Raw genomic sequence first — 25,370 nt, forward strand, 5'->3', positions numbered from 1 at the left:
AGTGGTCTGGTTTTACCCCATACCGGTGTGCATCTTCGGCGAGGTGGACGGGAGGGGCGGTGGAGTACCAGGGGGTGGACCAGTGGCCAATTGGTCTAAGTCCTACCGGTATGCCTTTTCTGGCCATACACTGCAGGTACAACGCATTCCCGACAGAAAGGAGAGCGGATGGCGGAAGTTGAAAATCATCACTATCGCCGACGCGACTCTAGCAGATAATACAAGGCGGCATCGCCATAATCCACAACTTCTTAAAGCCAACACTCGAGCGAAGTAGGAGCCTTGCATCGCATGCTGTTAGCGCACGTGTCCTCCCGAACCTCCAGCGATGACTAACTAGTGCTCCGGCCCCAGCAGCCAACGGCACGCCAGCGGAATAACCACTGATTCGATCCGCACCTAGGCCTTGAGAGTCGAAGTTTACATCGCAGCCATAAGTGGCAACGAGGTTCGGGATTTTATCTGTGTAAAAAGGGTCCGTTACCTGCCGATTTGTGCAATCTTTCGGGGATCCTATAGTGTTTAGCAAGTCCGAAACGGACAGCTAAGCGAGCCCCGTTCGTCTAGCGGCCTAGGACGCCGGCCTCTCACGCCGGTAACACGGGTTCAAATCCCGTACGGGGTACAAATAAAGAGGGCGACAAGCGATATAGCTTGTCGCCCTCTTTCCTGATCGGGTTATGGGTTAGCGGTCTGGAGTCTAGACAATGAGGACTTCAGCGTTATTACCGCCCGTGCAGCGAATCACCTCGTGCTCATCAATGTTGCACGTCAATGAGTAGTTCTGCTGTGTGACCGAGCTGTTGACGGTTACCTGTGCGGGGATATAGGCGCGGAGGTCATCCTGGGAGCTTGGGGCTAAGGTCATCAAGCGGCCGGCTGTGGAGCGCGCAAAATCGCAACTAGTGTTTGCGCCGGCCATGACGAAGGCGATGTTATAGCCATCGCCCATCTGGCACACCGTGGCGGGTGTGCCGTGAACGTTGACTGCTGCACCGTTGGCTTCGCCTTGGGGAAGCTGTTCGGAGAGGCTATTGTAGGTGGACATCTTTGCAGCCTGAGCGGTCTGGTGCTGGCCTGCGCCTGGTTGGGCTCCTTGCACACTCTGCGCTTGAGTATCCGGCTGTTGAGGCTGGCCCCCAGGCTGATCGGCTGCGGTGCCGGGCAATGTCGGTTCGGGGCCGGATGGGGCTCCTTCGTCGGCAGAGTCGGGAACGTGAAGTTCAGCGTCATCATTGAGCGGCTGAAAGGCTGGGTATGTGTTCTCGAAAGTTGGCTCACCCGATACTTCGCCCGGGCCTGACGATGCTGCCATGTCGGATGACGTGGAGCATCCAACCGTTAAAACACCAGCGGTGGCTATGGCTGCAAAAGCTGCGACGGGTCGGAGGGTGCGCGTGGAAGTCATAAGTTCCACCCTAACGGGATGTGCCGAGATGCGCTGGAGAAAACGGGGAGAGCTGCCCAAGCCCGGCATCGTGGGCGCGGGCTAGGCAGCTCGGAAAAACGGAATCCGGAGTGCTCTTAGTGGCAATCCCAGTGGCCATCATGCGCTGTGTGGCGGTGGCCATCGTGCAGGTAGTCCACGTGATCGCCGTGCGGGACGGTTACGTGGCCACAGCCTTCGCCGTGGGTGTGCGTGTGCTCGTCGTGAATGGTGTGGGTCATGACTCCTCCTTGAAAGGCTGGGGATTTTCAATCAGTTTTCAGTAGCTGCCACTGTCAGTAAAGCGTGTTTTCAACTCAGTTTCAATAGTGGGGGTGCTAGGGGGTGTTAGTAGAGTGACGTGCGGGGCGTGAGGTGTATGTGGGGTGAAACAGGCTAGAGTGAAAGTATGATGAATAAGTCTCCTCAGCGTCGCCTTTCGCTTTTTGCTTCCGGCCTTGGTTCTGTGGTTGGTGCATGCTCGCTAGCCATTGCTCTTGCTACTCCCGCAACGGCTGCCGAGGGTGTGCCGGTGAGGCAGGGGCAAAAGGTTGCTGCTGCTGATGGCACCTTGTGCAGTGTCGGTTATGTTGAGGCTAGCCGGGCGTGGACTTCGGCCCACTGCGGTCTCAACGGGGAGCAGATGTATAACGAAGCGGGCCAGCACGTAGGAACCTTGCGTTGGTTCAAGCCTTCTGGGGCGGCAGGGCATGACTTGGCCTATATTCAGTTCGCCGGCGGAACGTACTCGGCCGGAAACCCCCTGACAGGGGATGGCATGGCGCCGGTCCCAGGCGAAGGAGCAGCTGTGTGCTTCGACGGGCAGGCCACGTCGCGTCAATGCGGTACTGCGGTGCGGGGGCCAGGCCTCTTTCCTGGAATGAACTATGCGGTCGACGTGTCGCTGGCACCAGGGGATAGCGGTGGAGCAGTCTCCGTTCCAGGGCGGCCAGGTGTGGTGGGTATTTACCAGGGGATTACCCAGACCAATCGAGAAGGCCGGACGGTAATTTTCTCAAACTATGCACGGATGCCACACGCGGATGAACTGGCGCGCTTGCCGCACCAAGGTTGGGTACCGCGACGTCCCAACCGGGAACCAGGAAATCCAATCCGGGTGGCGCAGGAAAAGGGTGAGGCGTTGTCCTCGACAAGCAGCGCGGGCCCAGAAGGACTGCGTGGCCTCGCAATGTATTTTGGTTTGAGTATTTAGAGGTATCTGGGGGCGGAGTTTGCAGGCCTAGCCGTCGGCGGTCTTAGCGGTTGCCATTGTTCGGTGCGCTGTTGGAAAGGGCGGCGCTCAGCCGGTTGGAAGCGCTGACCAGTACATCCGCAAATTTCTCCGCTGGGGAGGGACGGAAGCGCTCGGCCGAACCAGAAATGGAGAGCGCGGCGATGAAGTTTCCGGCGCCGTCGAAAACTGGTGCGGAGATGGAGGCGAGGTTGGACTCGCGTTCCTCGATGGATTCGGAATAACCGTTGGTGCGTGCGAGTTCGACATCGTGCTCGCTGAAAATGGCATCCTCAACGTGTACATCGGCAAAAGCTGCGAAGATTCTAGCGGCGGAGCCAGAGGTGAGCGGGAGCTGGCGGCCTACAGGGACCACGTTGTGTAGTCCAATTTCTGGCTCGCGCGTGGCAATGCAGGTGCGGGTGGTTCCCGAGAGCTCGTATAGCTGGACGGATTCGCCAGTGGCGTCGAGAAGCTCCTCCATGATGGGGCCGGCGGTCTCGATGATTCGATCCCGGTTGCCGGGAAGGGCGGGACCCGCACCCCACTTACCGTCGGGCGTGCGGGTAAGGATCCGGTGTGCCTCGAGCGCTGTGGCGAGACGGTGTGCGGTTGCCCGGGGTAGGCCGGTGGTCTCACACAGCTCATTGAGCGTGGAGGGGCGGTTGGTCGCGGCCATCATGATGGCTACTGCGCGATCCAATACCTTAATTCCTGATACTGCGCTATACTCTCCCATATAATGAAATCTACGTCCCATTAATTGAGATTTCAAGTGGAGAGATACATGACTGAGAAACTGACACTCGCAGAGAAGGTATGGCGCGACCACGTTGTGCGCAAGGGCGAGGGCGGCGAGCCCGATCTTATCTATATTGACTTTCAGCTCCTGCACGAAGTTACCAGCCCCCAGGCTTTCGACGGTCTTCGCTTGGCCGGTCGCACTATGCGTCACCCTGAGCTGCACCTGGCCACTGAAGACCATAACGTGCCCACCGTCGGAATTAAGACCGGCAACCTTTTAGAAATTAAAGATGAGGTCTCCCGCACGCAGGTATCTACCCTGCGCAAGAACTGTGAAGAGTTCGGTGTGCGCTTGCATTCGATGGGTGATGCTCAGCAAGGCATCGTTCACACCGTAGGCCCCCAGCTGGGAATTACCCAGCCCGGCATGACCATTGTGTGTGGTGACTCGCACACCTCGACGCATGGCGCCTTCGGCTCCATTGCCATGGGCATCGGTACCTCCGAGGTTGAGCACGTCATGGCCACCCAGACGCTTTCGCTCAAGCCTTTCAAGACGATGGCTATCGAGGTTAGCGGAGAGCTGGCGGAAGGCGTTTCGGCCAAGGACTTGATTCTGGCTATCATCGCCAAGATTGGCACCGGCGGCGGCCAGGGCCACATTATCGAGTACCGCGGCGAGGCCATTCGCAAAATGTCGATGGAAGCGCGCATGACGATCTGCAACATGTCCATCGAGGCTGGTGCCCGCGCTGGCATGGTGGCTCCGGATGAAACCACCTTTGAGTACGTCAAGGGCCGCGAGTTCGCCCCGCAGGGCGAAGACTGGGACGCAGCGGTTGACTACTGGAAGACGCTGCCGACCGATGAGGGCGCCGAGTTCGATACCGTCGTGGAGATCGACGGCTCTGCCCTCACCCCGTTTGTCACTTGGGGAACGAACCCGGGACAGGGCCTGCCGCTGAGCGCTGTGGTGCCCGACCCAGAGGAGTGCGGTGACGACGGTGAGAAGGCTGCAGTCGAGAAGGCCTTGGCGTACATGGACCTGGAGCCTGGCACGCCGCTTCGCGATATCCAGATCGACACTGTCTTCCTGGGATCCTGCACGAACGCTCGCATCGAAGACCTGCGCGCAGCCGCTGAGGTAGTCAAAGGGCGCAGTATCGCGGCTGATACCCGCATGATGGTGGTTCCCTCTTCCGCCGTGGTGAAGGCGCAGGCCGAAGAAGAAGGCCTGGATAAGATTTTCACTGATTTTGGCGCTGAATGGCGCACCGCTGGTTGCTCGATGTGCCTGGGTATGAACCCAGACCAGCTGAAGCCGGGGGAGCGCTCGGCGTCGACAAGCAACCGCAACTTTGAGGGCCGCCAGGGCCCCGGTGGCCGTACCCACCTAGTGTCCCCGGCCGTTGCCGCGGCGACAGCAGTCTTGGGTCACCTGGCCGCACCAGCAGATATCGACGATGCCGCCGTGGCCGGCGCTTAAGGAAAGGGAGAAGACAATGGAGAAATTCGTTACTCATACTGGCATCGGCGTTCCGCTGCGAGTATCCAATGTGGACACTGACCAGATTATTCCGGCGCGCTACCTGAAGTCCGTTAAACGCACCGGCTTTGCCGACGGTCTGTTTTCTAACTGGCGCAGCGACGAGCACTTCATTCTCAACGAGGAACCGTTCAGGGAAGGCTCTGTGCTTTTCGCGGGGCCGGACTTTGGTACCGGGTCCTCCCGTGAGCACGCAGTATGGGCGCTTGCCGAGTATGGATTCAAGGCGGTGTTTTCTTCACGCTTCGCCGATATTTTCCGCGGCAATTCCGGAAAGGCTGGCCTGCTGACGGGGCTCATGGAACAAGAAGACATCGAGCTCATCTGGAAACAGTTGGAGGCCGGCGAGACCGAGACCACCGTGGATCTGGAAGCGCGCACGGTTAGCGTCGGCGGCAACAGCTACACCTTTGAGATCGATGATTACACTCGCTGGCGCCTTATGGAGGGGCTCGATGATATTGGCCTGACCCTGCGCAATGAGGCCGATATCGAGGCTTTCGAATCCGCGCGCCCCGCGTTCAAGCCCCGCGTCGTAGCATCTTAACGTGAGCAATGGAGGCGTGGGAGCATTCCCCGCCTCCTGTGGCGCCGGACACATATCGGCGTTAACATCCTCGGCATGAGCAATCCTTATCAAAGCTCTAGCGGGGACAGCGGCAATCAGTTCGGCGGCGCCGGCGGGTATGGCAGCTATGACAATCACGACACCGCGGGGTATGGCTATCAGGGGTATGGCTATCAACAGCCAGGGAACTACGGTTACCAGCAGTCCGGCAGCTACGGGGCGCGCCAGCCTGGTGCCTGGGCTGGAAATCCACCAGGCGGGGCGCCCGCCCAACCCATCGACGCCATGGATATTGTGGGCCAATCATTCAAGGGCTACCTGAAGCAGCCTGTGCCAGGGATGTTGGCCATGCTGGTGCATTTCATCATCACTTTTGCTCTTCTTCTTGTTCCGAGTACCGCTGTAGGCGGCATCTTCGCAGTAATGGAAGAAAACGGCACGGACATTGAGCCTTTGGTGCCTACCGTCGGGATCCCTCTCATGGTTGTCATGGGGCTAGTCGCCTTCGCTTATCTTTTCTGGCTAATGGCGAACCTCTTTAATGGTTCCCGGAAGATCGCTGATGGGGAGCAGGTCACCTTCCGCGACTACTTTAGGTTTGCCCAGCTGAGTGGTTGCGCCGGCGTCTATGCCTGCTTCTTTACTTTGGTAATGCTCGGATCTATTGCGGGCGGCTTCCCTGGTCTGATTCTCTTTGCGCTCCTGTGGCCAGCGCCCGTGATTAAGGCGGATAACCCTGATAAGCCTCTCATGGACTGCTTCCGAGAGGCCCTCAACCTGGTCATGGAGAATCTAGGGCAGTCGCTGCTCTTTATCTTGGTCTGCTCCCTCATCGCGAGCTTGCTTGTCTTTATTCCCATAGTCGGCTTCCTTGCCGCCTATCCGATCTGGGCGCTCGGGATGGTCCTTTTCACTCGCGCTATGCAGCGCCGCCCTGCAGCGCGGTGGGAATAAGACAGAAGGGCAGCACTGAAGTTCCTGAGAGACGGCGGCGATGCCGTACTTAGCGCACAGGAAGCGGGCTAGCCAAGTAGTCCGCCCCGGTAAGCTCACCGTCGTTGAAGGAAAGAACCCATACCGAAGCCTTCTTGAACTTGAGCTCATCGATCGACTTTTTAAGGAACTTCGGCGCGTAGGACTCGATGATGCCGGGGATGGTCAGCCCTTGGCTGACGATAACCGGAACACCGCCGCCGTCGACCACGCGCTGGAAGGCGGCGCGTGCGTCGTCGGGCGATTCAGCAAAGACATCATCGCCGAATGCTTTATTCACGGCGATGTCCATGCCGAGTTCATCGGCCAGCGGGGCAGCGGTGTACTGGCAACGCTGCGGCGGAGCGCTATAAATGGCGGTCGGATGAAATGGCGTGAGCATCGGCACGAGCATCTCCGCCTGGCGGCGCCCCTTTTTATCCAGCGGGCGCAGGTCATCATCGCCTTCCCACGAGCGGCGCTGGTGTGCGCGTGCATGGCGCACATAAAGAACGCGGGTCGTAGGCGCAAGGCGCAGACGCTTGTGTGCCTTGCCTAGCACCTGGGCATCAACGTCGTAGGAGAGTAATGAGCTGGCCTCGTCGATCTTCATCCAACGCAGCTCATCGGTCTCTTCATTCGGGGTGTACTCACCGTCGAGTACACGGGCCAGCCAGTAGTAGACCACCTTCGTGCGGCCTTGCACCGGGTAGGCCACCTTGCCGATGAGCTTGCCTAGGCGCACGGAGTAACCGGTTTCCTCGAAGATCTCGCGCGCGGCGGTCGCGGGGAGCGATTCGCCCGGATCGACCTTGCCCTTGGGCAGCGACCAATCGTCATAGTGGGGGCGGTGGATAAGTGCAACCTCCGGATCGTGCGGGTCGCCACGCCAGAGAACCGCGCCGGCGGCAAGCGTCGTGCGCTTGAATTCTTCTGCCGGATCGACGGGGATCTCCTGGTGGCGTCCGGAAATGAAGACTTCCGAGCGAATGTCTTTGTCCGTCTCGTGCATGTTCTTTGCCTTGGGCATGCTGCTCCTTTTGCGCCGGTAGCTTTCAACCTTCTCTATCTTCCTCCACTCGCCGTCGCGATGCAGCCTTACGCGCCGAGCGTGCAGGAATGCCAGGCGTGCTTTAATGGGAAAAGCCAATGCAGAGGAATCTAGAGTGAGGTGGCACATGGCAAACGTGGCAGTAATGGGGGCAGGCTCGTGGGGAACCACGCTGGCAAAAGTCTTTGCTGACGCCGGCAACGACGTCCGCTTGTGGGCGCGCCGCGAGGAATTGGCGAATGCCATCAACACGCGCCACGAGAATCCGGATTACCTCCCAGAACTCCCGCTTCCTGAGTCGATTAAGGCCTCCACAGAGCCGGCAACAACGCTGCAGGCCGCGGATATTGTGATCTTCGGCGTTCCCTCCCAGACGCTGCGCGGAAACCTGGAAAAGTGGGCGCCGCTCTTGCCTGAGGACGCGACCTTGGTGTCGATCTCTAAAGGCGTGGAGAAGGCCACACTCAACCTAATGAGCGAAGTTATCGCAGACGCCGCTGGTGTCTCCTCCGACCGTATCGCGGTCCTCTCTGGGCCCAACCTAGCCAAGGAGGTGGCCCAGGAGCAACCAGCAGCCACGGTGATTGCCTGCAGCGATGCTGCCCGTGCCGAGGCCGTGCAACATGCCGCCGCAGCACCGTATTTTCGGCCCTATACCAACACCGATGTCATCGGCGCGGAGATCGGCGGCGCCTGCAAAAACGTGATTGCACTTGCCTGCGGCATGGCGGCGGGTAAGGGGTTAGGCAACAACACCATGGCCACCATCATCACGCGCGGGCTCGCGGAGATTACTCGCCTAGGAGTGAAGCTGGGAGCGGACCCGTTCACCTTCTCTGGTCTAGCAGGCATGGGAGACCTCGTGGCGACGTGCAGTTCGACGTTGTCGCGTAACCGCACCTTTGGGTATCGCCTCGGCCAGGGTGGCACGCTGGAGGAAGCAACTGCCGCCACCAACGGGCAGGTTGCGGAAGGTGTTATCTCATCTGATTCCATCTTTCGGTTGGCGCAGCGCGCAGACGTAGAGATGCCGATTACCCAAGCGGTCTACGGTGTGTGCCACCGCGGGGTGACTGTCGACGACATGATTGTTGCTCTGATGGGTCGCACCAAGAAAGCTGAGTAAAGCCGAGTAAAGTTGCTCGGTATGACTGAAGCGAAACCTGTGCGCGTTGCCGTTGTGTACGGCGGTCGCAGCTCCGAGCATTCGGTGTCGTGCATTTCCGCCGGCGCAATCATGGAGCACCTTGATCCGGAAAAGTATGAAGTCGTGCCCATTGGCATCACGCGGGAAGGCACCTGGACGCAGGGCAACCGCGCGGGACTCGACATTGTTGACGGGCGGCTGCCCGAAGTAGAACTGCACGATGAGCTGGCGTTATCCCTCAACCCTGCCACGCGTGGGCGCATCCACAATGTCACCCGCCACGAGCACTACACAGAGGTCGATGTCATCGTCCCAGTTCTGCACGGCCCCTATGGGGAAGACGGCACAGTGCAGGGCCTCTTTGAACTTTCCGGGATTCCCTACGTCGGCGCAGGCGTATTGGCTTCGGCTGTGGGAATGGACAAGGAGTTCACCAAGAAGCTTCTGGTCGCGGAAAGCCTTCCGGTAGCGCCGCAAGAAGTACTCACAGGGGAAGCCACGCTTAATGACGCCCAAAAGGAACGCCTTGGCCTGCCCGTCTTTGTGAAGCCGGCGCGGGGTGGATCCTCCATCGGTGTGTCCAAGGTCTCCGCGTGGGAAGACCTTGAAGCAGCACTAACCCTGGCCTATGAATCCGATGACAAGGTTCTCATCGAGCCAGAAATCAGCGGCGCCGAGGTGGAGGTGGGAGTTCTTGAACGCCCCGACGGCAGCCTCCAGGCCTCTGTCCCCGCCAAGCTCTTGGGCACCACGGAGTCTGAGGAAGGCTTTTATGATTTCGATGCCAAGTACATCGACGAGGGCGTCTCGGCAGCAATTCCTGCTCCGTTGAGTGAGGAGCTGACCGCCGAACTTCGTCAGCGCGCTATTGAGGCTTTCCGGGCGCTGGGTGCCTCGGGCCTATCGCGCGTGGATTTCTTCGTCAGTGATGATTCCTACTGCATCAACGAAGTGAATACCTTCCCCGGCTTCACCCCGATTTCTATGTACCCGCAGGTCTTTGCTGCGGAAGGGGTAGGTTATGCCGAGCTGCTCGACACCCTTATTCAGACGGCCCTCGCGCGTTTCTAGGGTGACGATGTAGGCCGCGCCTCTCACACCTACTGGGAGGGAGTGGCTGCCACGAGGGCGTCGCTAAGCCGCACCAGCGCGGAATTCGCAGCATCCTGTGGGGCAGACAACGCGAGGTCCTCCGCCCGGCCGAGCGCGAACCATGTGCCGGCCGTGGTGCCCTCCGCCAGCGTGGTGTCTTCGAACCACGGGACGTCGTTGACCTGCTGGAGCTGAACACCTGCTCGGTAGTTCTCCGGAGAGGCCACGCCGCAGCGCACGACAATCTCTTCCTGACCCGGTGCGCTATAAACCCAGGTGTTCTTATCTCCCACATCCGCGCGGCGCGTATAGCCCTCTGCAAGTGTTTCCGGCAGGGCCTCTTCTAGAGCGGGACACATGGAATCCGGTCCAGCCTTGAGCTGCGATAGCGGCGCTGGGTTGGCCTTCTGTGCCTTTTTTTCTAGTTGCTTGAAGGCTGCTTCTAGCCCCTCTGGAGCGTCATCGTGGGCCTCCTCCGAGGAGGTTGTCACCGCGATGGCGGGGGTGTGCTTGGTGCTGTACCACGTCGTGAGGGTGGAGCCGGGGGTGGCGTCGAGGACCTGTAGCCACGATTCGCCGTCGGACTCGACGGTGTGGGAGTAGTCGGTAAACTGCTGCGGCAGGTCAACACCACAGCGCAGCGTTACTTTGTCCTCCGAGTTCTTTGCCCACGCGGCGGCGCCCGCCGGGGCAGGATCGACCAAGTCGACGCGCGGGTAACCCATGAGCTTGTCCGGCAGCGCATCGACGACAGCGGCACACTCGGGGGAGTCCGCTGCCTCAGAGGGAGTGGGAGGCAGCGCCACTGGCTGTTGCGCGGCGCTGGTGAATACGTATTTGGCACCAAAAATCACCGCGAAGACCATCGCGATGGAGATCCCGAGTGAGATGTAAATAGCGGTGCGGTTAAATTGGGTATCCATAGGGGCTTATCCTATCGCTGATAGCCCGAGAAGAACGAACGTGGACGGCGCGCACGAGTGGCGTGTAGCCCGCGCAAGGAAAAGGAGTCCGTGACGGTGGGTTTGTCCCATACCCTCGATCAAGCCGGTGAACGGCACGTTATCCATGAGATTGTCACTGCAGCCCCGAGCGCGCTCAACGGCGACGATGCGGCAGTGCTGTACCCGGCAGCACCCAATTCGCGCACGGTGGCCGCGACAGACATGATGGTGGAAGGTCGGCACTTCCGGCGGGACTGGTCCACCGCCGCGGAGATCGGACAGAAAGCTATTGTGCGCAACTTCGCGGATATTGAGGCGATGGGGGCGCGCCCCACAGCGGCATTGCTGGCGATTGCCGCCCCGGGAGATACCTCGGTGGACTTCGTGCGGGGGATTGCGCAGGGTATCGCTGAGCGCTGCGCGGTATATAACGCGGAGCTCGTAGGCGGAGATCTGACCCGCAGTGAGAGCTTGGTCATCAACGTCACGGCGTTAGGCTCCCTGGGTGGAAGTGGTGCAGCGCTGACTCTGGATGGTGCCCGGGCGGGCCAGAAGTTGGTAGCACACGGCAAGATTGGGTATTCCGGGGCGGGCCTGGCGCTGTTGCAACGCTATGGCCGCGCATTGCCGCCGGAGTTAGAAGAATTCTGGCCTTTGGTCGACGCCCACTGCGCTCCCTCCCTCACCTCGGGGCGTGGTGTCATCGCGCGGGCAACCGGTTCGACCTCGATGACGGATAACTCGGATGGCCTCGTGCGCGATATAGGACACTTAGCTGGGCGTTCCGGGGTGCACATCGACCTTGACCGTGGAGCGATTGCCCCTGACCCGCTGCTGGCTGCCGCCGGCGCGGTGCTCGATATCGATCCTTGGGAATGGGTCTTAACCGGCGGCGAGGACCACACGCTGTTGGCTACCACGTACAAGGCCCCTCCCTCCGGTTTCCGGGAAATTGGTCGGGTGATGCGCGGTAGCGGCGTGACCATTGACGGAGAGGAGCCGCGCTATAGCGAGGGCTGGGAGGGATTCGCGTGAGCCACATTGATACCTCTCACATTCACTACTCGTGGATGCCTTACATCCGGCAGGCACTGGAGGAAAACCTTCCACGCATTGAGCGCGAGATTGGCGCAGAGTTCCTGCCGCCCGCCGAGAATGTATTCGCCGCCCTGTCTATGCCGCTCGAGGACGTGCGGGTGCTCATCGTGGGCCAGGACCCCTATCCCACGCCGGGGCATGCCATGGGTTTGTCCTTCTCCACGCGATCGGGCGTGCCGGCCCCGCGTTCGTTGAAGAATATCTACGCCGAGCTTGGCGACGACCTCGGCATCCCCGGCCGCGCTGATGGTGATCTACGGGCCTGGTTTGAGCAAGGAGTGCTGCTGCTCAACCGAGTGCTTACCGTGGCCCCGGGCCAGGCCGGTTCACACCGCAGGCTCGGGTGGGAAGCGATTACCGAGGCCGCCATCAGAGCACTGGCGGGGCGCGATATCGTGGCCATTCTATGGGGCCGCGATGCCCAAGCCTGCCAAGCTTTCCTGCCCGGTACAGAGTGCATTACCTCCCCGCATCCTTCGCCGCTGTCAGCGCGGCGTGGATTCTTCGGGTCGCGTCCCTTTTCCCGGGCCAATGCGGCTTTAGAGGCCCGTGGCGTCCCCGCGGTGGACTGGCGCTTGTAGACTAGCCAGCATGTCATATCCCGCTGAGTTGGATGCTCGTGGCCTCCACGAGTGGGCCGCCCGAACCGTGGAGGAGCTGCAGCGCCGCCGCGCCGAGATCAATGCCCTCAACGTTTTCCCAGTGCCCGATTCCGACACGGGATCCAACATGGCGCACACCATGGAGTCCGCATTGGCGGAGGCCAATAAGGGCGAGGTGGACGTGGCCGAAGCCCTGGCCATCGGCTCAGTGCGCGGTGCCCGCGGCAATTCGGGGATGGTGCTCTCCCAAGTGCTGCGGGGGGTTGCCGATGCCACGACGGATTCGCGCGTGGACGGTGCGGTACTCGCCGATGCTTTGACCTTGGCTGTCACTTTGGTGGACCGCGCGCTTGCCGCACCGGTGGAAGGAACGATTATTACCGTGTTGCGAGCCGCGGCCATCGCCGCCAATCAGGCTGCCGAGCAGCCTGGGGCCGAGCTTCACGGCATCTTGCTCGCAGCGGTCGAGGCCGCACGGAAGGCCCTTGCTGAGACCCCCTCGCAGCTATCGGCCCTGCGCGAAGCCGGCGTTGTGGATGCCGGTGGAACCGGCTTCGTAATTTTGCTCGAGTGCTTGCTCACTCAGGTCACAGGGCACGATCCCGCCAGCCAACCCCTGACGGAGTCGGTGCTACTTCACTCCGAGGAGCCTGCCGTGCGGGAGCCACAGGCAGGAGAAGAGCTCGCAGAGATCGAAACCATCTTCTTCTTTGAGGGCAACCTGGGCGACATCGAAGAGACCTTGGCTCCGCTGGGCAATAGTCTCGTCATTGCACGGGCGACGGAAACCTCCGCCAGCGTGCACATCCATAGCGCTGAGGCGGGGACCGTGATCGAAAAGGCCTATTCCCTGGGAAAGGTCAGCAACCTGCGGCTCGAAGCGCTACCGCAGACGGGTCAGGCAGCCAGCTGCCAAGATTCTGGTGGTGGCGGGGGAGCACAGCGGCGTATCTTTGCCGCGGTGCCTGAAGAGGCAGCGCGGGAGCTTTTTGAGAAGGCGGGGGCGGACGTCGTCAAGCCCGGCGAAGAACTGCAAAGCGCCGGGGAGGGAGATCTTTTCTTGCCCAATGGCTGCGGTGGTGACCCGGGCAAGGCTACTGTCATTCCGACCGATTCCCTGGTAGCCGGGCTGGCGGCGCTCTCGGTTTATGCGCCGAGTTCCGCGCACACCGACGACGTGCTCGCCGCGATGAAGGACGCTGCCCGTTCCATGCGGGTAGCCTACCCAGATAGAGAAAACGTGGCTGGGATTCTAGCGGCATGTCGTACTCAGCTGGGCTATGGCGGCGAGCAGATCACGGTGCTGACTGGCCTTGAGCTAGAGGAAGACGAGTTAGCCCGAGAGTTGGGGGTTGATGTCGTGGTTCTGCACGTGCCTGGACTGCGCACTGAGATTGGGGTGGAGTAGACCATGCTGGGCTGGCAGGATGACCGCGCACTGACGGATATCTTGGCAAAGAAGGATGCCGCGGCTTTCAAGCGCGCCTTCGGATACACCACGTGCGGGGAGCTGCTCAGCCACTATCCGCGCGACTACATCCGCCACAATAAGGACGTGGGCCTCGGCGGTGCTGAGGATGGTGATCACGTCACCATCACTGGCGTTATCGAAGAACTCCGCGTTAAACACACATCTAAAGCCGTGGTGTTTATCCTCTACATGGATAGCGGAGTCCAGGCCTCCTTTTTCAATGCGCACTACGTGCAGCGCGTGCTGGGGCGCGGCATGCGCGTCATGCTCTCCGGCAAGCTGAAATACTTCCGGGGATACCCCAGCTTGCAGCACCCCGATTTTCTCATCCTCGACCCCGGCCGCTATCAGGAGTCCCTGCTGGATAGCACTACTGGGCAGGGGACAGGTTCGCTGAAGAAGCTCTCCCAGTTCGGCTCGCTGGAGACCTTCCTGCAGCGCGAATGGATTCCCGTGTACCCGGCTAGCGGAAAGGTGACGTCGTGGTACATCATGGGCGCTATCCATAAAGTGCTCGAGCACACCCCACCGATCCCGGAGCCGCTGGACTATCGGATGATGGTGACGCTGGATCACGCCGTGCGCGAGATCCACGAACCGGGTGATAATGGCCCGGAGCGCGCTATCCAGCGCCTCAAGTACAACGAGGCCCTATCGGTGGGCCTAGTTATGGCCTTGCGTCAGCGCGATGTCAAGGCGCGCACGGCAACCCCGATGCCGGCAATTCTGGAAGGTTACCGCGATGAGCTGCTCAGCGAGCTACCCTTCGCGCTGACTGACGGTCAACGACGTGTCATCGGCGAGATCGACGCAGATCTGTGTGGCACCGCGCCCATGATGCGGCTGTTGCAAGGTGAGGTCGGTTCAGGCAAAACGCTCGTTGCCACCTGTGCCATGCTGCAGGCGGTTGATGCTGGAAAACAAGCTGCACTGCTTGCCCCGACGGAGGTACTGGCGGCGCAGCATGGGGCGTCGATTAGCGCCAGCGTTCCCGAAGGTGTCACCGTCACGGTCCTAACGGGTTCGATGAAGACGGCGGAGAAACGCAAAGCTTTGTTGGAGATTGTCTCTGGCGAGGCCGATATCGTGATTGGCACCCACGCCATCATCCAGGACAGCGTTGAATTCTTCGATTTGGGCCTCGTCATCGTGGATGAGCAGCACCGCTTTGGCGTCGAACAGCGCGATAGCCTGCGCACCAAAACTCGGGAGGGGAGCAGCCCGCACCTGTTGGTGATGACTGCGACACCTATCCCGCGCACGATTGCCATGACGGTGTTCGGTGATCTAGCGGTATCGACGCTCAAGGAGCTACCCGGTGGACGCAAACCTATCTTGTCCGCGGTGGTTCCCGAATGGAAGCCGGAGTGGGTACGCCGCGCCATCGAGCGCATCCGTGAAGAGGTAGGCAAGGGTCACCAGGCCTATATCGTTTGCCCACGGATTGAAGGAGAGGGCGGTGTGGAAACCATGTCGGTCCAACTGCGCAACCTTCCCTTGCGCGGACTGCGGGTGGAGATGCTCCACGGCAAAATGCCCGATAAGGACCAAGTAATGGAGAGCTTCGCGCGCGGGGAGATTGATGTCCTCGTGGCGACCACGGTCATTGAAGTCGGCGTCGATGTTCCCAATGCCACCGTCATGCTGATCCGGGAATCGGAGAACTTTGGAGTCTCGCAGCTGCACCAGTTGCGCGGGCGCGTGGGACGCGGCGGCAATGAATCGGTGTGCCTGCTGCACACGACGGCTGAGCCTAATAGCAAGTCTTTCCGGCGTATCAAAGCTATCGCGGATACGCCATCTGGTTTTGACCTAGCTGAGCTCGACCTACAGCAACGCCACGAAGGCGATATCTTGGGAACACTGCAATCCGGTACGAAGCGCACGCTGAAGTTGCTGAACCTCATCAATGACCGGGACATCGTTGAGCGCACGCATGCTGATGCCGCCGCGTTGGTCGAGCGTAACCCTGAATTAGCGGAGGAACTGACGCACAACCTAAGCGCAGATGAACAGGGATTTTTGGAGAAAAACTAGGCTTGTCACCGCGGGAAACTGAGGGGAGATAGGGTAGAAGCCATGACCAGAATCATCGCCGGAGAAGCCCGCGGGCGCACCATCAAGGTGCCCGAAGCTGGGACGAGGCCCACGTCCGACCGTGCCCGCGAGGGCCTTTTCTCATCGTTGAATGTGCGCTGGGGGTTCATTGATTCCCGCGTGTTGGATCTCTTTGCTGGTTCCGGCGCCTTAGGCCTTGAGGCAGCTAGCCGTGGCGCTGAGGAAGTCGTCCTCGTGGAGAATAATGCTGCGGCCGTGAAGGTCATTCGCCACAATATTGGGGTGGTGAAGCACCCGCTCGTGGAGGTACGAGAAATGAAAGCCTCGTCATACCTGGCCACCGCACCGCGCGGCTACTTCGACATGGTGCTCGCGGATCCGCCCTATGACTTCGATGATGTTGATGGTCTTCTCGCCGCCATCGAGCCGGTGCTGGATGATGCCGCGATAGTTGTCATCGAGCGCCACGTGGACTCGCCGCACACACAGTGGCCAGATGGCTTTGAGCCCACCGGTCAGAAGCTTAAGAAGCGGACCTTTGGCATCGCGCGTTTTGATATGGCGATCTATCACCGCAGTGCGGATAGCTCGAAGATCGATACCACCGGAACCCAGGAGGACTAGCCATGCCGACTCACGCCGTATGCCCCGGTTCTTTCGATCCCATCACGCTGGGGCACGTCGACGTTTTTAATCGTGCCAGCGAGCTTTTTGACAAGGTCACGGTGCTGGTGACGGGAAACCCCGACAAGCCTTCTGGGCTGTTTAGCGTGGAGGAGCGCGTGGACCTTATTCGCCGTACCGTTTCCCCGGAGATCGAGGTGGACTGGTGGGGCGGATTGTTGGTGGATTACACCAGCGCCCATGGCATAGACACGATTGTGAAGGGCTTGCGCTCCTCCTTGGATTATGAGTATGAGCTGCCGATGGCGCAGATGAACCGGCGCCTTTCCGGAATCGATACCGTCTTTTTGCTCACGGATGAGAAATACGGATATATCTCTTCTTCGCTGTGCAAGCAGGTGGCGCAGTACGGCGGTGATGTTACGGGTATGTTCCCGGATCATGTGGCTGCCGCAGTGATGGAACGCTACCGAGGCTAAAGGGATATGTCTGTACTGGCAATACCCCTCGTTGTCCTCCTTACCGTCATCGCTGGCTCGTGCTTGCAGCGAGTCTCCGGCATGGGCCTGGGCCTCATTGGTGGGCCCATCCTGACGCTTTTCCTCGGCCCCGTCGAAGGCATCATGGTCATCAACGTCTTGGCCTGCCTCAATGCCATCCTCACGACCTATTCGATGCGTGAGAATGTGGACTGGGGAAAGTGGCTGCGCATCGGTCCTTTCATGGTCCTCGGCTCAATTCCGGCGGCGCTGCTCATCGCCCGTATTGATACTGCGGCGTTGTTGGTTCTGGTTGGTGCCGCCTTATTGATTGCGCTGGCCGTGGTGGTCTTTGGGCGCAAGTTCGTCCCGGAGATGAGTGGCACGGGCCCGGCCATCTCCGCGGGTATTTTGGGCGGGTTCACCAATACCCTGGCCGGCGTGGCTGGCCCGGTCATCACGGTCTATGCCCAGGCCGCGCGGTGGCCCAAGGAGGTTCTCGCGCCGACCCTGCAACCCTGCTTTGTCATCGGCGGATTGTCCTCTGTTCTGACGAAGTACTTCTTGGGCTCCGGCGGCTTTGACGGTTTGCACTGGCTGGTGTGGCCCTGCGGGGTGATTGGAATGTGCGTTGGCATTCTCTTAGGAAAGAAGATTGCTGGGCGCGTCTCTCGGGACAAGGCCCATAAGCTATCACTGTGGCTGGCCAGCCTAGGAGCGCTCAGCGCATTGCTGCGAGGCCTTTTTACTCTGGGTGCTTAAACAGCGTCTCGGTATGGTGGAGTCCATGGCGAAATTCAAGATTGAGGACGCGCTCGCCCTGCGAGCTGGCAAAAATTTTCAGATTGACTCGGTTGATGCCTCGGCAACGCCTGGCTTCGACGGCGATAAAGCGGCGCTCGACGCCCGCTTCTCCAAGTATGACGATGAGCTCTATGAGCTGCAGGAGCGGCTTTTTGCCAACGGCCGCAGCTACGGTGAGGACGCCCCGGCGGTGCTCATCGTCCTGCAGGGCATGGATACCTCGGGCAAGGGCGGTGCTATCCGCCACGTGTTGAGCACCTTCGACCCGCAAGGAACCACGACCGTCGGCTTCGGTAAACCCACCGAAGAGGAGCTAGAGCATGACTTCCTGTGGCGCATCCGCAAACATGACCCGCAGCCGGGACAAATCGTGGCCTTTGACCGCTCCCACTACGAGGATGTCCTCATTCAGCGCGTGCACGAGTGGGTGGATGAAGAAGAGGTGGATCGGCGCATCGAGGCCATCCGTGACTATGAGCTGGAATTAACGGCCAGGGGAGTCAAGGTCATTAAAATCTTCCTTCACTTGTCCAAGGAAGCCCAGAAGGAAAATCTGCTGGACCGCACGGAGCGGGAAGATAAGTTCTGGAAATACGACCCGGCTGATGTGGAGGAGCGCGCCTATTGGGATGAGTACATGTCGGCCTACGAGGATGCTATTCAGCGCACGGATGAAAACTACGCGCCCTGGTACGTCATTCCTACCGATAACAAGAAGTATGCCCGGATGGCGCTGAAGTTTCTCATCGTGGATCTCCTGCGCCACCTAGATCTGGAATGGCCGGCGCCCGACTTTGATCCGGAAGTCGAGCGCCAGCGTATTAAGGACGCTGACTAAGAGCTAGTCGCTCTCTGTGCCATCGACGTCGCTGGCCAGCTCGCGGGCGGCGGCGTTAAACGCATCCAGAACAGACAGCAGCGCTTCTTGCGCGTTGATGATGCCGAGGTTGAGCGCGTGAAAGAGCTGGTCCTCGTTCAGACCAGCGGTGGTGACGAAGCACGCATCACCGCGCAGCTCAACCTCATCCTCAGCTAAACCAACGAGCGCGCGCCCATCGAAAGCACCGGAATTGAACTCGTTGCAGAGCACATGGAAGATGGGGAGCATCTCCGCATTGAGCTGTGTGGACAGCACGCTCTCGATGCGCACGAGGCCCTCTTCCACGGTGATGACCCAGTCAAGGTCGTTGAGGCGGGCAACTGCGGTTGTCGCATCTTCTGGGTGCGCGGTGGCTGCCATATCCAGCTCGGCGCCGTTGAGCACGCTCAACACGCGGTCCCGGCCGACGGCGGCCAGCGGTGACCCGGAGAGAATGTCGAAAGGATCGGAACTGCCGGATGCATTCTGGTTCTGATGTGGGTCCTGGCTCATGCTTGCTCCTCCTTATCCCAGGTGACAGCCTGCGGGAAGCGCTGTGCCACGACGTCGAAGATCTCAGCGAAGCTGGCCAGTGAACTCAGCAGGAAATGGCCGAGCTGAGCCAAGGAGAGGCCTTCGCCCACGCCCATGGCGCGGTTGGCGCCTAGGTGGATCTCCGCGTTACCCTTCGCATCCTCTTCTACGAGGAAGTTCAGGGTGGGCGCAACGCTGGCCCAGTTCAGCTCCGCCACCACGGCGGCTACCTCCGGTTCGAGGTGTGCTGGAAGAGTGCCCTCCCACGAGGCGAAGGCACTGAGTACCTCGCCTTCAGCGTCGAGCTCACAGTGCACTGCGATATGGGGGACACCGGTCTGCAGCACGCGGCGCGCGGAATCGGCACTGTCGGCGCCAGTGTCAGCGTCGTCTTCTGGCTCTGGGGTTGCCTCGATGAGTGCATAGTCGGCGGCGATAAGCTCGCACAACTGCGCCAACCGGTCGATGGTGACCGGCTCAACCACGTGGAGATCGGTCACTGCTGCTCACCCTGAGCGCCCTCGGCCCCCTCGCCCGCCTGCGCGGCTGACTCGGAACCGAGCTTGGCCATTTCTTCGGCAGCGGCGACCATGGCGTTCTGGGCGTTGATGACGCCGTCCACAGAGGCGCGCAGTGCGGCCGCGAGTTGTTCATCGGTCATTCCGGCCGCGCAAGGAATGTCAGCCTCGGTGCGTACGAGCAGCATGCCATCGAAGTCACCAATGACGGCGCGTGCCCCCATAGCCACGGAGTTGATCTGGTTAGCGGCCAAGAAAAGACCTGCGTCTGCCTTGGCATAGTTGACGTCCGTCGGAACATCGCAGCGCACGATAGCAACGCTCTCCAGGACGGCGAACATGCACGGCAGACCGTTGAGATTAGCGGTCGCGGCGTCGTCGCGACCGGTGACCGGCTCGAGTACGATGTCGAAGGTCTTCATTGCCTCGATAATGCGGTCAAGGGTGACATCCGGCAGTGCGTGCGGATCCTCGGCGGTAGGCGTTGTCGGATTAGTCATGGTTGTGCTCCTTCCAGGTGACAAGCTGCGGGTACTGCTGTTCCATCCACTCGAAGGATTGCAACACAGCATCCAGGGTGGACATGACGAACGCGCCGAGCTGGTTGCGGGATGCACCATGGGTCACGTCCAGATCGCGTGCACCAGAGACCGCCAAAGCGTTGTCTGGCGCTTCGAAGAAGCGGAACGTCGGCGTGAAGTGGTCCTGGTTCCATGCGTTGATGTGCATGAGCAACGCAGGGCCTTCGGAGGCGGGGACAGAGCCGCGCCATACGGAATCGACGATGAGAGAGGAGCCAACGAGCTGGAAGGCGATGGCGGCGTTGGAGAAGCCGGTGCGCAAGAGGTTGACCGTTTGGCCGTCTTGAGTCTTCTGCTCTTCGATGCGGTATTCCAAGCCTTCTGACTCAAAGATTTCCGCTATGCGCTCGAGGCTGACTTCTTCGATGGGTGTGTCAGGCTGCAGCTGGCGCTGCTGTGCGTGGTCATGGTTAGTGGTGTCCGTCAATTCTTCTACTCACTTCGCTACATTTTTCTTAATCTTTTCCGGCCCCGACACTACCGGAGCCGTCTTCCCCGGGTGCGCAGGTGGGGGCCTCGACGAGTTTTTCGCCACCGAGCTCGTGGGCGAGCGCTGGAGCGATGTCGGGGTAGCGGAAGGTGTGGCCCAGCGCTTCCGCGCGCGTGGGAAGGACCTTTTGGTTGGCCAGTGCCAGCTCACGCGCACCTTCCTTACCCAGCAGTAGCGCTGGACCAACGCTGGGAATGGGGATGACGGTCGGCCGGTGAAGGAGTGAGCCGAGGGCATCCACATAATCGCGATTGAGCACCGGGGTGGGAGAGACCGCGTTGATGGCACCGCTCCAGGCAGGGTCGAGGGCGGCGCGGACGAACATATCTGAGAGATCATCCTGCGCAACCCAGCTATTCCACATGCTGCCCTTGCCAAATGCACCGCCTAGGCCAGTAGAAAACAGCGCCCGCAGCAGCGGCAGGATTCCCGCGTTGGCAGATTGCACGATGCCGGTGCGCAGGTTCACTACTCGTTTCCCGGCCTCACGTGCCGGCGCGCAAGCATCCTCCCACGCCGTCACGACATCGGCCAAAAAGCCCTCACCGCGCTCCGAGCCTTCGGTCAGTTCTTCATCGCCCCGGTCCGGGCCGTAGATACCGATAGCGGAAGAACAGACCATCGCAGTCACGGAGGGAGTCTCGGCCGCCAGCTGCGCCAGCAGGTGAGTAGGGCCTACACGTGAATCCCGAATAGCTTCCTTGTGCGCGGTATTAAAGCGCCCGAAAATCGGCTCGCCGGCCAGGTGGATGAGGATATCAACGCCGTCCAGCAAATCTTTGGCGGGCACAGTAGGCCGCCACAGGCGCTCGCCGGCACCTGGTTTAGAGCGCACGAGCGGAATGACGGTGTGGCCCAAGGTGCCGAGCTGTGCGGCCACAGCAGTGCCTACCGTGCCGTGCGTACCAGTTATTGCTATTGTGCGGGGCTCGGCGTTGAGAGCACCCAGCCGCTGAGCAAAGCGAAAATCCTCAATGAGCTGCTGCTGCCGGTAGGCAAAAATCGATTCCACTGCCCCCGTGGGGATGCGGGTGTCCACCTTGTCGGTGATGAGCGTGCCTTCTGGGTGGTCTTCAAAGACGTGTTCGTGGCGCCAATTGGCCAGCGAACGGAAGGGGGCATTGATGCAGACATCAGCGAAAGAACGCCGCGGCTGGTACCTACTCAAATCATGCCGGGCGACCCATTTCAAACCACCAGGAAACCCCAAGATAGAAGTCCCATCAGCTAATGACTCAGCCTGCTGCAGGGGAGTCATGAAACCGAAAGGCGCGGTGAGGCGCGCGAGCGCTCCCGGGCGGGTGTGCCATTGCCAAACCTCTTCGCGCGGGGCTGGAACAACGTGCTGGGTAGTAAAACTCACTGTCTAGGGACCTGCCTCAAAAGATTCGGGGTGCGAGGGCGTACACAGCACGCCTGAAGAGTGCTATGGTTAGTGCTGGCTTTCAAGCATAGACAAGTCCTTTTAACCATTGTCCGACATCCTTTAAAGACCGCACCGTGAGGCGGGGAAGGAGGTCACGATGAGTGAAACCGGCACCCACGCGGAGTCCAACGAGCTGTTGAGCTCGAAAGACGTCGCGCGCACTGTCGCACGCATCGCGCACCAGATCATTGAAAAGACAGCGCTAGATTCGAGTGATTCCGCTCGAGTCCTGCTCTTAGGCATTCCCTCTGGTGGCGTGCCGTTGGCGCAGCGCCTTGCCGAAAAAATTGAGGAATTCTCCGGGGTGGAGGTTCCTTGGGGCTCCCTAGACATCACGCTGTACCGCGATGATCTCTATGCCCGCCCGCACCGTGCATTGCAGCCTACGACGGTGCCCGACGGCGGCATCAACGGCGCCACCGTGATTCTTGTCGACGACGTCTTATACTCCGGCCGCACTATCCGTGCCGCACTCGATGCCCTCGCGGACATCGGCCGTCCCGACATCATCCAACTCGCAGTCCTCGTGGACCGTGGACACCGCCAGGTCCCCATCCGTGCTGATTACGTGGGCAAGAACATTCCCACCGCGCGCGACGAGGACGTCACCGTGTACAACGCTGATATCGATGGCCGCGATGCCGTCGTTCTCACCCGCTTCACTGCACAGCCCGGCAAGGAGGCATAAATGAAGCACCTCATTAATATCGCCGACCACAGCGCCGAGGAGATCCTTGGGCTGATGGATGAGGCCGACCGTTTCCGGGAAGCCCTCGAAGGCCGCGAAGTCAAGAAGCTGCCCACGCTGCGCGGGCGCACCGTTTTCACCTTGTTCTATGAAAACTCCACCCGCACCCGTTCTTCTTTCGAAACGGCGGGTAAGTGGATGTCGGCTGATGTCATCAACCTCTCCGCGTCGACGTCTTCGGTCAAGAAGGGCGAGTCCCTCAAGGACACCGGGTTGACTTTGACGTCGATCGGCGCAGATGCCATCATCATGCGCCACCCTTCCTCGGGTGCGGCGCAGCAGCTCGCCGGCTGGGTGGCACCTGAAGGGCAGGGGCCGAGCGTCATCAACGCCGGCGATGGCTCTCACCAGCACCCCACGCAGTCGCTTCTCGACGCCGTCACGATGCGCCAGCGCCTGCACCTAGGAGCGGATCGCTCCGCTGCAGGCACCGGCTTCGAGGGACTGAAAGTCACCATCGTTGGTGATTGCCTGCACTCCCGCGTCGTGCGCTCCAACGTGGACCTGTTGTCCACCCTGGGAGCCGAGGTCACGCTCGTCGCTCCGCCGACACTGTTGCCCTTCGGCGTGGACACTTGGCCGGTGCGGGTCTCCCATGACTTCGACGCCGAGGTGCCGGAGGCGGACGTCGTCATGATGCTGCGCGTTCAGGCAGAGCGCATGAACGGCGGCTTTTTCCCCTCGCACCGCGAATACGCCGCCCTCTACGGGCTGTCCAAGGACCGCGCCGCGGCCATGAAGAAGGATGCCATCATCATGCACCCAGGCCCCATGGTTCGTGGCATGGAGATCAACTATGCCGTGGCTGACTTTGACAACACCGCAGTGCTCCAGCAGGTCAACAACGGTGTCCATGTGCGCATGGCCACCCTCTTTACGCTGCTGACGAACGGCGAGAACGCCGGTATCTAAATCGAGTTATCTCACATACCAACGAGGAGAGCTTTTCAGAAACCATGACTAATTATCCAGACACCGGCGTGCTCTCTGCTCCCGCGGCCGGCACTCTACTCATCACCAACGTTCGCCCCTATGGCGAGGGCGAACCCACCAGCATCCTGATCAAGGATGGCGTTATCGAGGCCATCGGCACTGCCGCCGATGCCGGGGACGCCAGGGACGCCGGGGCCGTGACCCCGGCAGTTGAGGTGGACCGCACTATCGACGGTGGCGGCAACGTGCTGCTGCCGGGGTTGGTGGACATGCACGTTCACCTGCGTGAGCCGGGCCGCGAGGACACCGAGACCATCGAAACCGGCTCGCGCGCTGCCGCCAAGGGCGGCTTTACCGCCGTGTTCACCATGGCCAACACCTCACCGGTGACGGACCAGCCCATCATCGCCGAGTCCGTCTGGGCCAAGGGCCAGGCACGTGGTCTGTGCGACGTCCATCCGGTCGGCTCCATCACGAAGGGCCTCGAGGGCAAGACCCTGACCGAGTTTGGCATGATGGCCCGCTCGGACGCCAAGGTGCGTATGTTCTCCGACGACGGCAAGTGCGTCCAGGACCCACAGCTCATGCGCCGTGCCCTGGAATATGCGAAGGGACTTGACGTCCTGCTGGCGCAGCACGCAGAAGACCACCGCATGACCGAAGGCGCTAGCGCCCACGAGGGCGAGGTCGCCGCCCGCCTGGGCTTGCGCGGCTGGCCGCGCGTCGCTGAGGAATCCATCGTCGCCCGCGACGCCCTACTCGCGCGTGATTACGGCAACCGCATGCACATCTGCCACGCTTCGACGAAGGGCACCGTGGAGCTGCTCAAGTGGGCCAAGGAACAGGGCATTCCGCTGACCGCCGAGGTGACCCCGCACCACCTGCTGCTGACCGATGACAAGCTGGTGACCTACGACGGCGTCTACCGCGTCAACCCACCGTTGCGCGAGGAATCCGACGCCCTGGCCCTGCGCCAGGCCTTGCTTGACGGGCTTATCGACGTCGTGGCCACAGACCACGCTCCGCACGGCAGCGAAGACAAGTGTGTCGAGTTCGAGCACGCTAAGCCAGGCATGCTGGGACTGGAATCCTCCCTGGCAGTCATCGCCAAGCTCTTCGTCGCCACCGGCCTGGCCGACTGGCGCTTCGTCGCCCGCGTCATGTCGGAGCGTCCGGCAGAGATTACTCGCCTGCCTGGTCATGGCCGCCCGATTGCGGTGGGCGAGCCAGCCAACCTCACCATCGTCGATCCCAAGCACAAGTGGGTATCGGATTCCACGCGTCTGGCTTCGAAGTCGGAGAACAACCCCTATGAGGGGGAGGAATTCGGTGCACGCGTGGCCTACACCATCCTGCGTGGCGCGGTGACCTACGACCTAGCGGCTGAAAGCGCCAGCGAGGCGGCCAAGTAATCGGGATAATCG

The 25,370-nt window shown here is 60.8% G+C and carries 27 protein-coding genes and 1 tRNA gene; 18 read left to right on the forward strand and 10 right to left on the reverse strand.

Features of this window, described 5'->3' with window-relative positions; all coding sequences use genetic code 11:
* The first annotated feature begins 552 nt into the window (after nucleotides 1-552).
* Nucleotides 553-625 (forward strand) — tRNA-Glu (locus HMPREF2943_RS01140).
* 75 nt (nucleotides 626-700) lie between these two features.
* Here the strand turns inward: HMPREF2943_RS01140 and HMPREF2943_RS01145 are convergent.
* Nucleotides 701-1,408, reverse strand: a complete 708-nt coding sequence (locus tag HMPREF2943_RS01145) for a hypothetical protein (protein ID WP_246817244.1) — start codon at nucleotides 1,406-1,408, stop codon at nucleotides 701-703.
* 116 nt (nucleotides 1,409-1,524) lie between these two features.
* Nucleotides 1,525-1,668, reverse strand: coding sequence for a hypothetical protein (locus tag HMPREF2943_RS12450; RefSeq protein WP_168166174.1), 144 nt, complete (start codon nucleotides 1,666-1,668; stop codon nucleotides 1,525-1,527).
* 167 nt (nucleotides 1,669-1,835) lie between these two features.
* On the opposite strand from HMPREF2943_RS12450, the gene HMPREF2943_RS12080 reads away from it, so the two are divergent.
* A complete protein-coding gene (locus HMPREF2943_RS12080) occupies nucleotides 1,836-2,639 on the forward strand; it encodes a chymotrypsin family serine protease (RefSeq protein WP_083315632.1) in 804 nt (267 codons plus the stop codon).
* Between the two features lie 43 nt (nucleotides 2,640-2,682).
* Here the strand turns inward: HMPREF2943_RS12080 and HMPREF2943_RS01155 are convergent, their stop codons facing one another.
* Nucleotides 2,683-3,396 (reverse strand): IclR family transcriptional regulator, encoded by a 714-nt coding sequence (locus HMPREF2943_RS01155; RefSeq protein ID WP_070445015.1) that lies wholly within the window; start codon nucleotides 3,394-3,396, stop codon nucleotides 2,683-2,685.
* Nucleotides 3,397-3,444: 48 nt separating this feature from the next.
* Here HMPREF2943_RS01155 and leuC point away from each other — a divergent pair, with 48 nt between their 5' ends.
* The 3 genes from leuC (at nucleotide 3,445) to HMPREF2943_RS01170 (ending at nucleotide 6,469) form a co-directional block, all read left to right on the forward strand.
* The gene (gene leuC, locus HMPREF2943_RS01160) at nucleotides 3,445-4,887 is read left to right on the forward strand and encodes a 3-isopropylmalate dehydratase large subunit (protein WP_070710586.1); all 1,443 of its coding nucleotides are present in this window, start codon (nucleotides 3,445-3,447) and stop codon (nucleotides 4,885-4,887) included.
* 16 nt (nucleotides 4,888-4,903) lie between these two features.
* Nucleotides 4,904-5,494 (forward strand): 3-isopropylmalate dehydratase small subunit, encoded by a 591-nt coding sequence (gene leuD, locus HMPREF2943_RS01165; RefSeq protein ID WP_070710587.1) that lies wholly within the window; start codon nucleotides 4,904-4,906, stop codon nucleotides 5,492-5,494.
* Between the two features lie 75 nt (nucleotides 5,495-5,569).
* Nucleotides 5,570-6,469, forward strand: coding sequence for an EI24 domain-containing protein (locus HMPREF2943_RS01170; RefSeq protein ID WP_070710588.1), 900 nt, complete (start codon nucleotides 5,570-5,572; stop codon nucleotides 6,467-6,469).
* A 49-nt stretch (nucleotides 6,470-6,518) separates the two neighbouring features.
* On the opposite strand, the gene HMPREF2943_RS01175 is transcribed toward HMPREF2943_RS01170, so the two are convergent.
* Nucleotides 6,519-7,517 carry an NUDIX hydrolase gene (locus tag HMPREF2943_RS01175; RefSeq protein ID WP_070710589.1) on the reverse strand — a complete coding sequence of 333 codons (999 nt, stop codon included), beginning with the start codon at nucleotides 7,515-7,517 and terminating at the stop codon, nucleotides 6,519-6,521.
* A 148-nt stretch (nucleotides 7,518-7,665) separates the two neighbouring features.
* Here HMPREF2943_RS01175 and HMPREF2943_RS01180 point away from each other — a divergent pair, with 148 nt between their 5' ends.
* Together HMPREF2943_RS01180 and HMPREF2943_RS01185 are read left to right on the forward strand one after the other, a co-directional pair.
* The gene (locus HMPREF2943_RS01180) at nucleotides 7,666-8,664 is read left to right on the forward strand and encodes an NAD(P)H-dependent glycerol-3-phosphate dehydrogenase (RefSeq protein ID WP_070643396.1); all 999 of its coding nucleotides are present in this window, start codon (nucleotides 7,666-7,668) and stop codon (nucleotides 8,662-8,664) included.
* 21 nt (nucleotides 8,665-8,685) lie between these two features.
* Nucleotides 8,686-9,756: a D-alanine--D-alanine ligase family protein gene (locus HMPREF2943_RS01185; protein ID WP_070710590.1), complete on the forward strand. Its 1,071-nt coding sequence runs from the start codon at nucleotides 8,686-8,688 to the stop codon at nucleotides 9,754-9,756.
* Nucleotides 9,757-9,785: 29 nt separating this feature from the next.
* On the opposite strand, the gene HMPREF2943_RS01190 is transcribed toward HMPREF2943_RS01185, so the two are convergent.
* Complete coding sequence (locus tag HMPREF2943_RS01190) at nucleotides 9,786-10,700, reverse strand: DUF3515 domain-containing protein (RefSeq protein WP_070643399.1); 915 nt, start codon at nucleotides 10,698-10,700, stop codon at nucleotides 9,786-9,788.
* Between the two features lie 90 nt (nucleotides 10,701-10,790).
* Here HMPREF2943_RS01190 and HMPREF2943_RS01195 point away from each other — a divergent pair, with 90 nt between their 5' ends.
* Genes HMPREF2943_RS01195 through HMPREF2943_RS01230 form a run of 8 tightly spaced genes read left to right on the forward strand, consistent with a single transcriptional unit; the run spans nucleotide 10,791 to nucleotide 18,695 of the window.
* Nucleotides 10,791-11,756, forward strand: coding sequence for a thiamine-phosphate kinase (locus HMPREF2943_RS01195; RefSeq protein WP_141756071.1), 966 nt, complete (start codon nucleotides 10,791-10,793; stop codon nucleotides 11,754-11,756).
* Nucleotides 11,757-11,791: 35 nt separating this feature from the next.
* On the forward strand, nucleotides 11,792-12,400 hold the full coding sequence (locus tag HMPREF2943_RS01200; RefSeq protein ID WP_201829587.1) for a uracil-DNA glycosylase: 609 nt from the start codon (nucleotides 11,792-11,794) through the stop codon (nucleotides 12,398-12,400).
* A gap of 10 nt (nucleotides 12,401-12,410) precedes the next feature.
* The gene (locus HMPREF2943_RS01205) at nucleotides 12,411-13,829 is read left to right on the forward strand and encodes a DAK2 domain-containing protein (protein WP_070710592.1); all 1,419 of its coding nucleotides are present in this window, start codon (nucleotides 12,411-12,413) and stop codon (nucleotides 13,827-13,829) included.
* 3 nt (nucleotides 13,830-13,832) lie between these two features.
* Nucleotides 13,833-15,929, forward strand: a complete 2,097-nt coding sequence (locus HMPREF2943_RS01210) for an ATP-dependent DNA helicase RecG (RefSeq protein WP_070710593.1) — start codon at nucleotides 13,833-13,835, stop codon at nucleotides 15,927-15,929.
* A 42-nt stretch (nucleotides 15,930-15,971) separates the two neighbouring features.
* Nucleotides 15,972-16,574 carry a 16S rRNA (guanine(966)-N(2))-methyltransferase RsmD gene (gene rsmD, locus HMPREF2943_RS01215; RefSeq protein ID WP_070710594.1) on the forward strand — a complete coding sequence of 201 codons (603 nt, stop codon included), beginning with the start codon at nucleotides 15,972-15,974 and terminating at the stop codon, nucleotides 16,572-16,574.
* A gap of 2 nt (nucleotides 16,575-16,576) precedes the next feature.
* Nucleotides 16,577-17,053 carry a pantetheine-phosphate adenylyltransferase gene (gene coaD / locus HMPREF2943_RS01220; protein WP_070444976.1) on the forward strand — a complete coding sequence of 159 codons (477 nt, stop codon included), beginning with the start codon at nucleotides 16,577-16,579 and terminating at the stop codon, nucleotides 17,051-17,053.
* Between the two features lie 6 nt (nucleotides 17,054-17,059).
* Complete coding sequence (locus tag HMPREF2943_RS01225) at nucleotides 17,060-17,815, forward strand: sulfite exporter TauE/SafE family protein (protein ID WP_070444973.1); 756 nt, start codon at nucleotides 17,060-17,062, stop codon at nucleotides 17,813-17,815.
* A gap of 25 nt (nucleotides 17,816-17,840) precedes the next feature.
* The gene (locus HMPREF2943_RS01230) at nucleotides 17,841-18,695 is read left to right on the forward strand and encodes a PPK2 family polyphosphate kinase (protein ID WP_210399707.1); all 855 of its coding nucleotides are present in this window, start codon (nucleotides 17,841-17,843) and stop codon (nucleotides 18,693-18,695) included.
* A 3-nt stretch (nucleotides 18,696-18,698) separates the two neighbouring features.
* Here the strand turns inward: HMPREF2943_RS01230 and HMPREF2943_RS01235 are convergent, their stop codons facing one another.
* The 5 genes from HMPREF2943_RS01235 to HMPREF2943_RS01255 are packed head-to-tail and all read right to left on the reverse strand — an operon-like array spanning nucleotide 18,699 to nucleotide 22,202.
* Nucleotides 18,699-19,229: a hypothetical protein gene (locus tag HMPREF2943_RS01235; RefSeq protein WP_070444967.1), complete on the reverse strand. Its 531-nt coding sequence runs from the start codon at nucleotides 19,227-19,229 to the stop codon at nucleotides 18,699-18,701.
* Nucleotides 19,226-19,750, reverse strand: coding sequence for a hypothetical protein (locus HMPREF2943_RS01240; protein ID WP_070444964.1), 525 nt, complete (start codon nucleotides 19,748-19,750; stop codon nucleotides 19,226-19,228). The genes HMPREF2943_RS01235 and HMPREF2943_RS01240 overlap by 4 nt, the downstream gene beginning before the upstream one ends.
* Nucleotides 19,747-20,268 carry a YbjN domain-containing protein gene (locus HMPREF2943_RS01245; RefSeq protein WP_070710596.1) on the reverse strand — a complete coding sequence of 174 codons (522 nt, stop codon included), beginning with the start codon at nucleotides 20,266-20,268 and terminating at the stop codon, nucleotides 19,747-19,749. The genes HMPREF2943_RS01240 and HMPREF2943_RS01245 overlap by 4 nt, the downstream gene beginning before the upstream one ends.
* Complete coding sequence (locus tag HMPREF2943_RS01250; RefSeq protein WP_070444958.1) at nucleotides 20,261-20,776, reverse strand: YbjN domain-containing protein; 516 nt, start codon at nucleotides 20,774-20,776, stop codon at nucleotides 20,261-20,263. Before HMPREF2943_RS01250 ends, HMPREF2943_RS01245 begins: the two co-directional genes overlap by 8 nt.
* A 28-nt stretch (nucleotides 20,777-20,804) precedes the next feature.
* On the reverse strand, nucleotides 20,805-22,202 hold the full coding sequence (locus HMPREF2943_RS01255) for a TIGR01777 family oxidoreductase (RefSeq protein WP_070444955.1): 1,398 nt from the start codon (nucleotides 22,200-22,202) through the stop codon (nucleotides 20,805-20,807).
* Nucleotides 22,203-22,362: 160 nt separating this feature from the next.
* Here HMPREF2943_RS01255 and pyrR point away from each other — a divergent pair, with 160 nt between their 5' ends.
* The 3 genes from pyrR to HMPREF2943_RS01270 are packed head-to-tail and all read left to right on the forward strand — an operon-like array spanning nucleotide 22,363 to nucleotide 25,358.
* Complete coding sequence (pyrR, locus tag HMPREF2943_RS01260) at nucleotides 22,363-22,953, forward strand: bifunctional pyr operon transcriptional regulator/uracil phosphoribosyltransferase PyrR (RefSeq protein ID WP_070444952.1); 591 nt, start codon at nucleotides 22,363-22,365, stop codon at nucleotides 22,951-22,953.
* Nucleotides 22,954-23,925, forward strand: coding sequence for an aspartate carbamoyltransferase catalytic subunit (locus HMPREF2943_RS01265; protein WP_070710597.1), 972 nt, complete (start codon nucleotides 22,954-22,956; stop codon nucleotides 23,923-23,925).
* A gap of 44 nt (nucleotides 23,926-23,969) precedes the next feature.
* Nucleotides 23,970-25,358: a dihydroorotase gene (locus HMPREF2943_RS01270; protein WP_070710598.1), complete on the forward strand. Its 1,389-nt coding sequence runs from the start codon at nucleotides 23,970-23,972 to the stop codon at nucleotides 25,356-25,358.
* The last annotated feature ends 12 nt before the right edge of the window (nucleotides 25,359-25,370 follow it).

Source organism: Corynebacterium sp. HMSC072D12 (genome assembly GCF_001813925.1).
GTDB classification, from domain to species: domain Bacteria; phylum Actinomycetota; class Actinomycetes; order Mycobacteriales; family Mycobacteriaceae; genus Corynebacterium; species Corynebacterium aurimucosum.

Bases quoted from the DNA above. Each gene is read 5' to 3' on its own strand.
- HMPREF2943_RS01145 (WP_246817244.1), bottom strand. From the start codon at position 1,408: ATGACTTCCACGCGCACCCTCCGACCCGTCGCAGCTTTTGCAGCCATA.
- HMPREF2943_RS12450 (WP_168166174.1), bottom strand. From the start codon at position 1,668: ATGACCCACACCATTCACGACGAGCACACGCACACCCACGGCGAAGGC.
- HMPREF2943_RS12080 (WP_083315632.1), top strand. From the start codon at position 1,836: ATGATGAATAAGTCTCCTCAGCGTCGCCTTTCGCTTTTTGCTTCCGGC.
- HMPREF2943_RS01155 (WP_070445015.1), bottom strand. From the start codon at position 3,396: ATGGGAGAGTATAGCGCAGTATCAGGAATTAAGGTATTGGATCGCGCA.
- leuC (WP_070710586.1), top strand. From the start codon at position 3,445: ATGACTGAGAAACTGACACTCGCAGAGAAGGTATGGCGCGACCACGTT.
- leuD (WP_070710587.1), top strand. From the start codon at position 4,904: ATGGAGAAATTCGTTACTCATACTGGCATCGGCGTTCCGCTGCGAGTA.
- HMPREF2943_RS01170 (WP_070710588.1), top strand. From the start codon at position 5,570: ATGAGCAATCCTTATCAAAGCTCTAGCGGGGACAGCGGCAATCAGTTC.
- HMPREF2943_RS01175 (WP_070710589.1), bottom strand. From the start codon at position 7,517: ATGCCCAAGGCAAAGAACATGCACGAGACGGACAAAGACATTCGCTCG.
- HMPREF2943_RS01180 (WP_070643396.1), top strand. From the start codon at position 7,666: ATGGCAAACGTGGCAGTAATGGGGGCAGGCTCGTGGGGAACCACGCTG.
- HMPREF2943_RS01185 (WP_070710590.1), top strand. From the start codon at position 8,686: ATGACTGAAGCGAAACCTGTGCGCGTTGCCGTTGTGTACGGCGGTCGC.
- HMPREF2943_RS01190 (WP_070643399.1), bottom strand. From the start codon at position 10,700: ATGGATACCCAATTTAACCGCACCGCTATTTACATCTCACTCGGGATC.
- HMPREF2943_RS01200 (WP_201829587.1), top strand. From the start codon at position 11,792: ATGCCTTACATCCGGCAGGCACTGGAGGAAAACCTTCCACGCATTGAG.
- HMPREF2943_RS01205 (WP_070710592.1), top strand. From the start codon at position 12,411: ATGTCATATCCCGCTGAGTTGGATGCTCGTGGCCTCCACGAGTGGGCC.
- HMPREF2943_RS01210 (WP_070710593.1), top strand. From the start codon at position 13,833: ATGCTGGGCTGGCAGGATGACCGCGCACTGACGGATATCTTGGCAAAG.
- rsmD (WP_070710594.1), top strand. From the start codon at position 15,972: ATGACCAGAATCATCGCCGGAGAAGCCCGCGGGCGCACCATCAAGGTG.
- coaD (WP_070444976.1), top strand. From the start codon at position 16,577: ATGCCGACTCACGCCGTATGCCCCGGTTCTTTCGATCCCATCACGCTG.
- HMPREF2943_RS01225 (WP_070444973.1), top strand. From the start codon at position 17,060: ATGTCTGTACTGGCAATACCCCTCGTTGTCCTCCTTACCGTCATCGCT.
- HMPREF2943_RS01230 (WP_210399707.1), top strand. From the start codon at position 17,841: ATGGCGAAATTCAAGATTGAGGACGCGCTCGCCCTGCGAGCTGGCAAA.
- HMPREF2943_RS01235 (WP_070444967.1), bottom strand. From the start codon at position 19,229: ATGAGCCAGGACCCACATCAGAACCAGAATGCATCCGGCAGTTCCGAT.
- HMPREF2943_RS01245 (WP_070710596.1), bottom strand. From the start codon at position 20,268: ATGACTAATCCGACAACGCCTACCGCCGAGGATCCGCACGCACTGCCG.
- pyrR (WP_070444952.1), top strand. From the start codon at position 22,363: ATGAGTGAAACCGGCACCCACGCGGAGTCCAACGAGCTGTTGAGCTCG.
- HMPREF2943_RS01265 (WP_070710597.1), top strand. From the start codon at position 22,954: ATGAAGCACCTCATTAATATCGCCGACCACAGCGCCGAGGAGATCCTT.
- HMPREF2943_RS01270 (WP_070710598.1), top strand. From the start codon at position 23,970: ATGACTAATTATCCAGACACCGGCGTGCTCTCTGCTCCCGCGGCCGGC.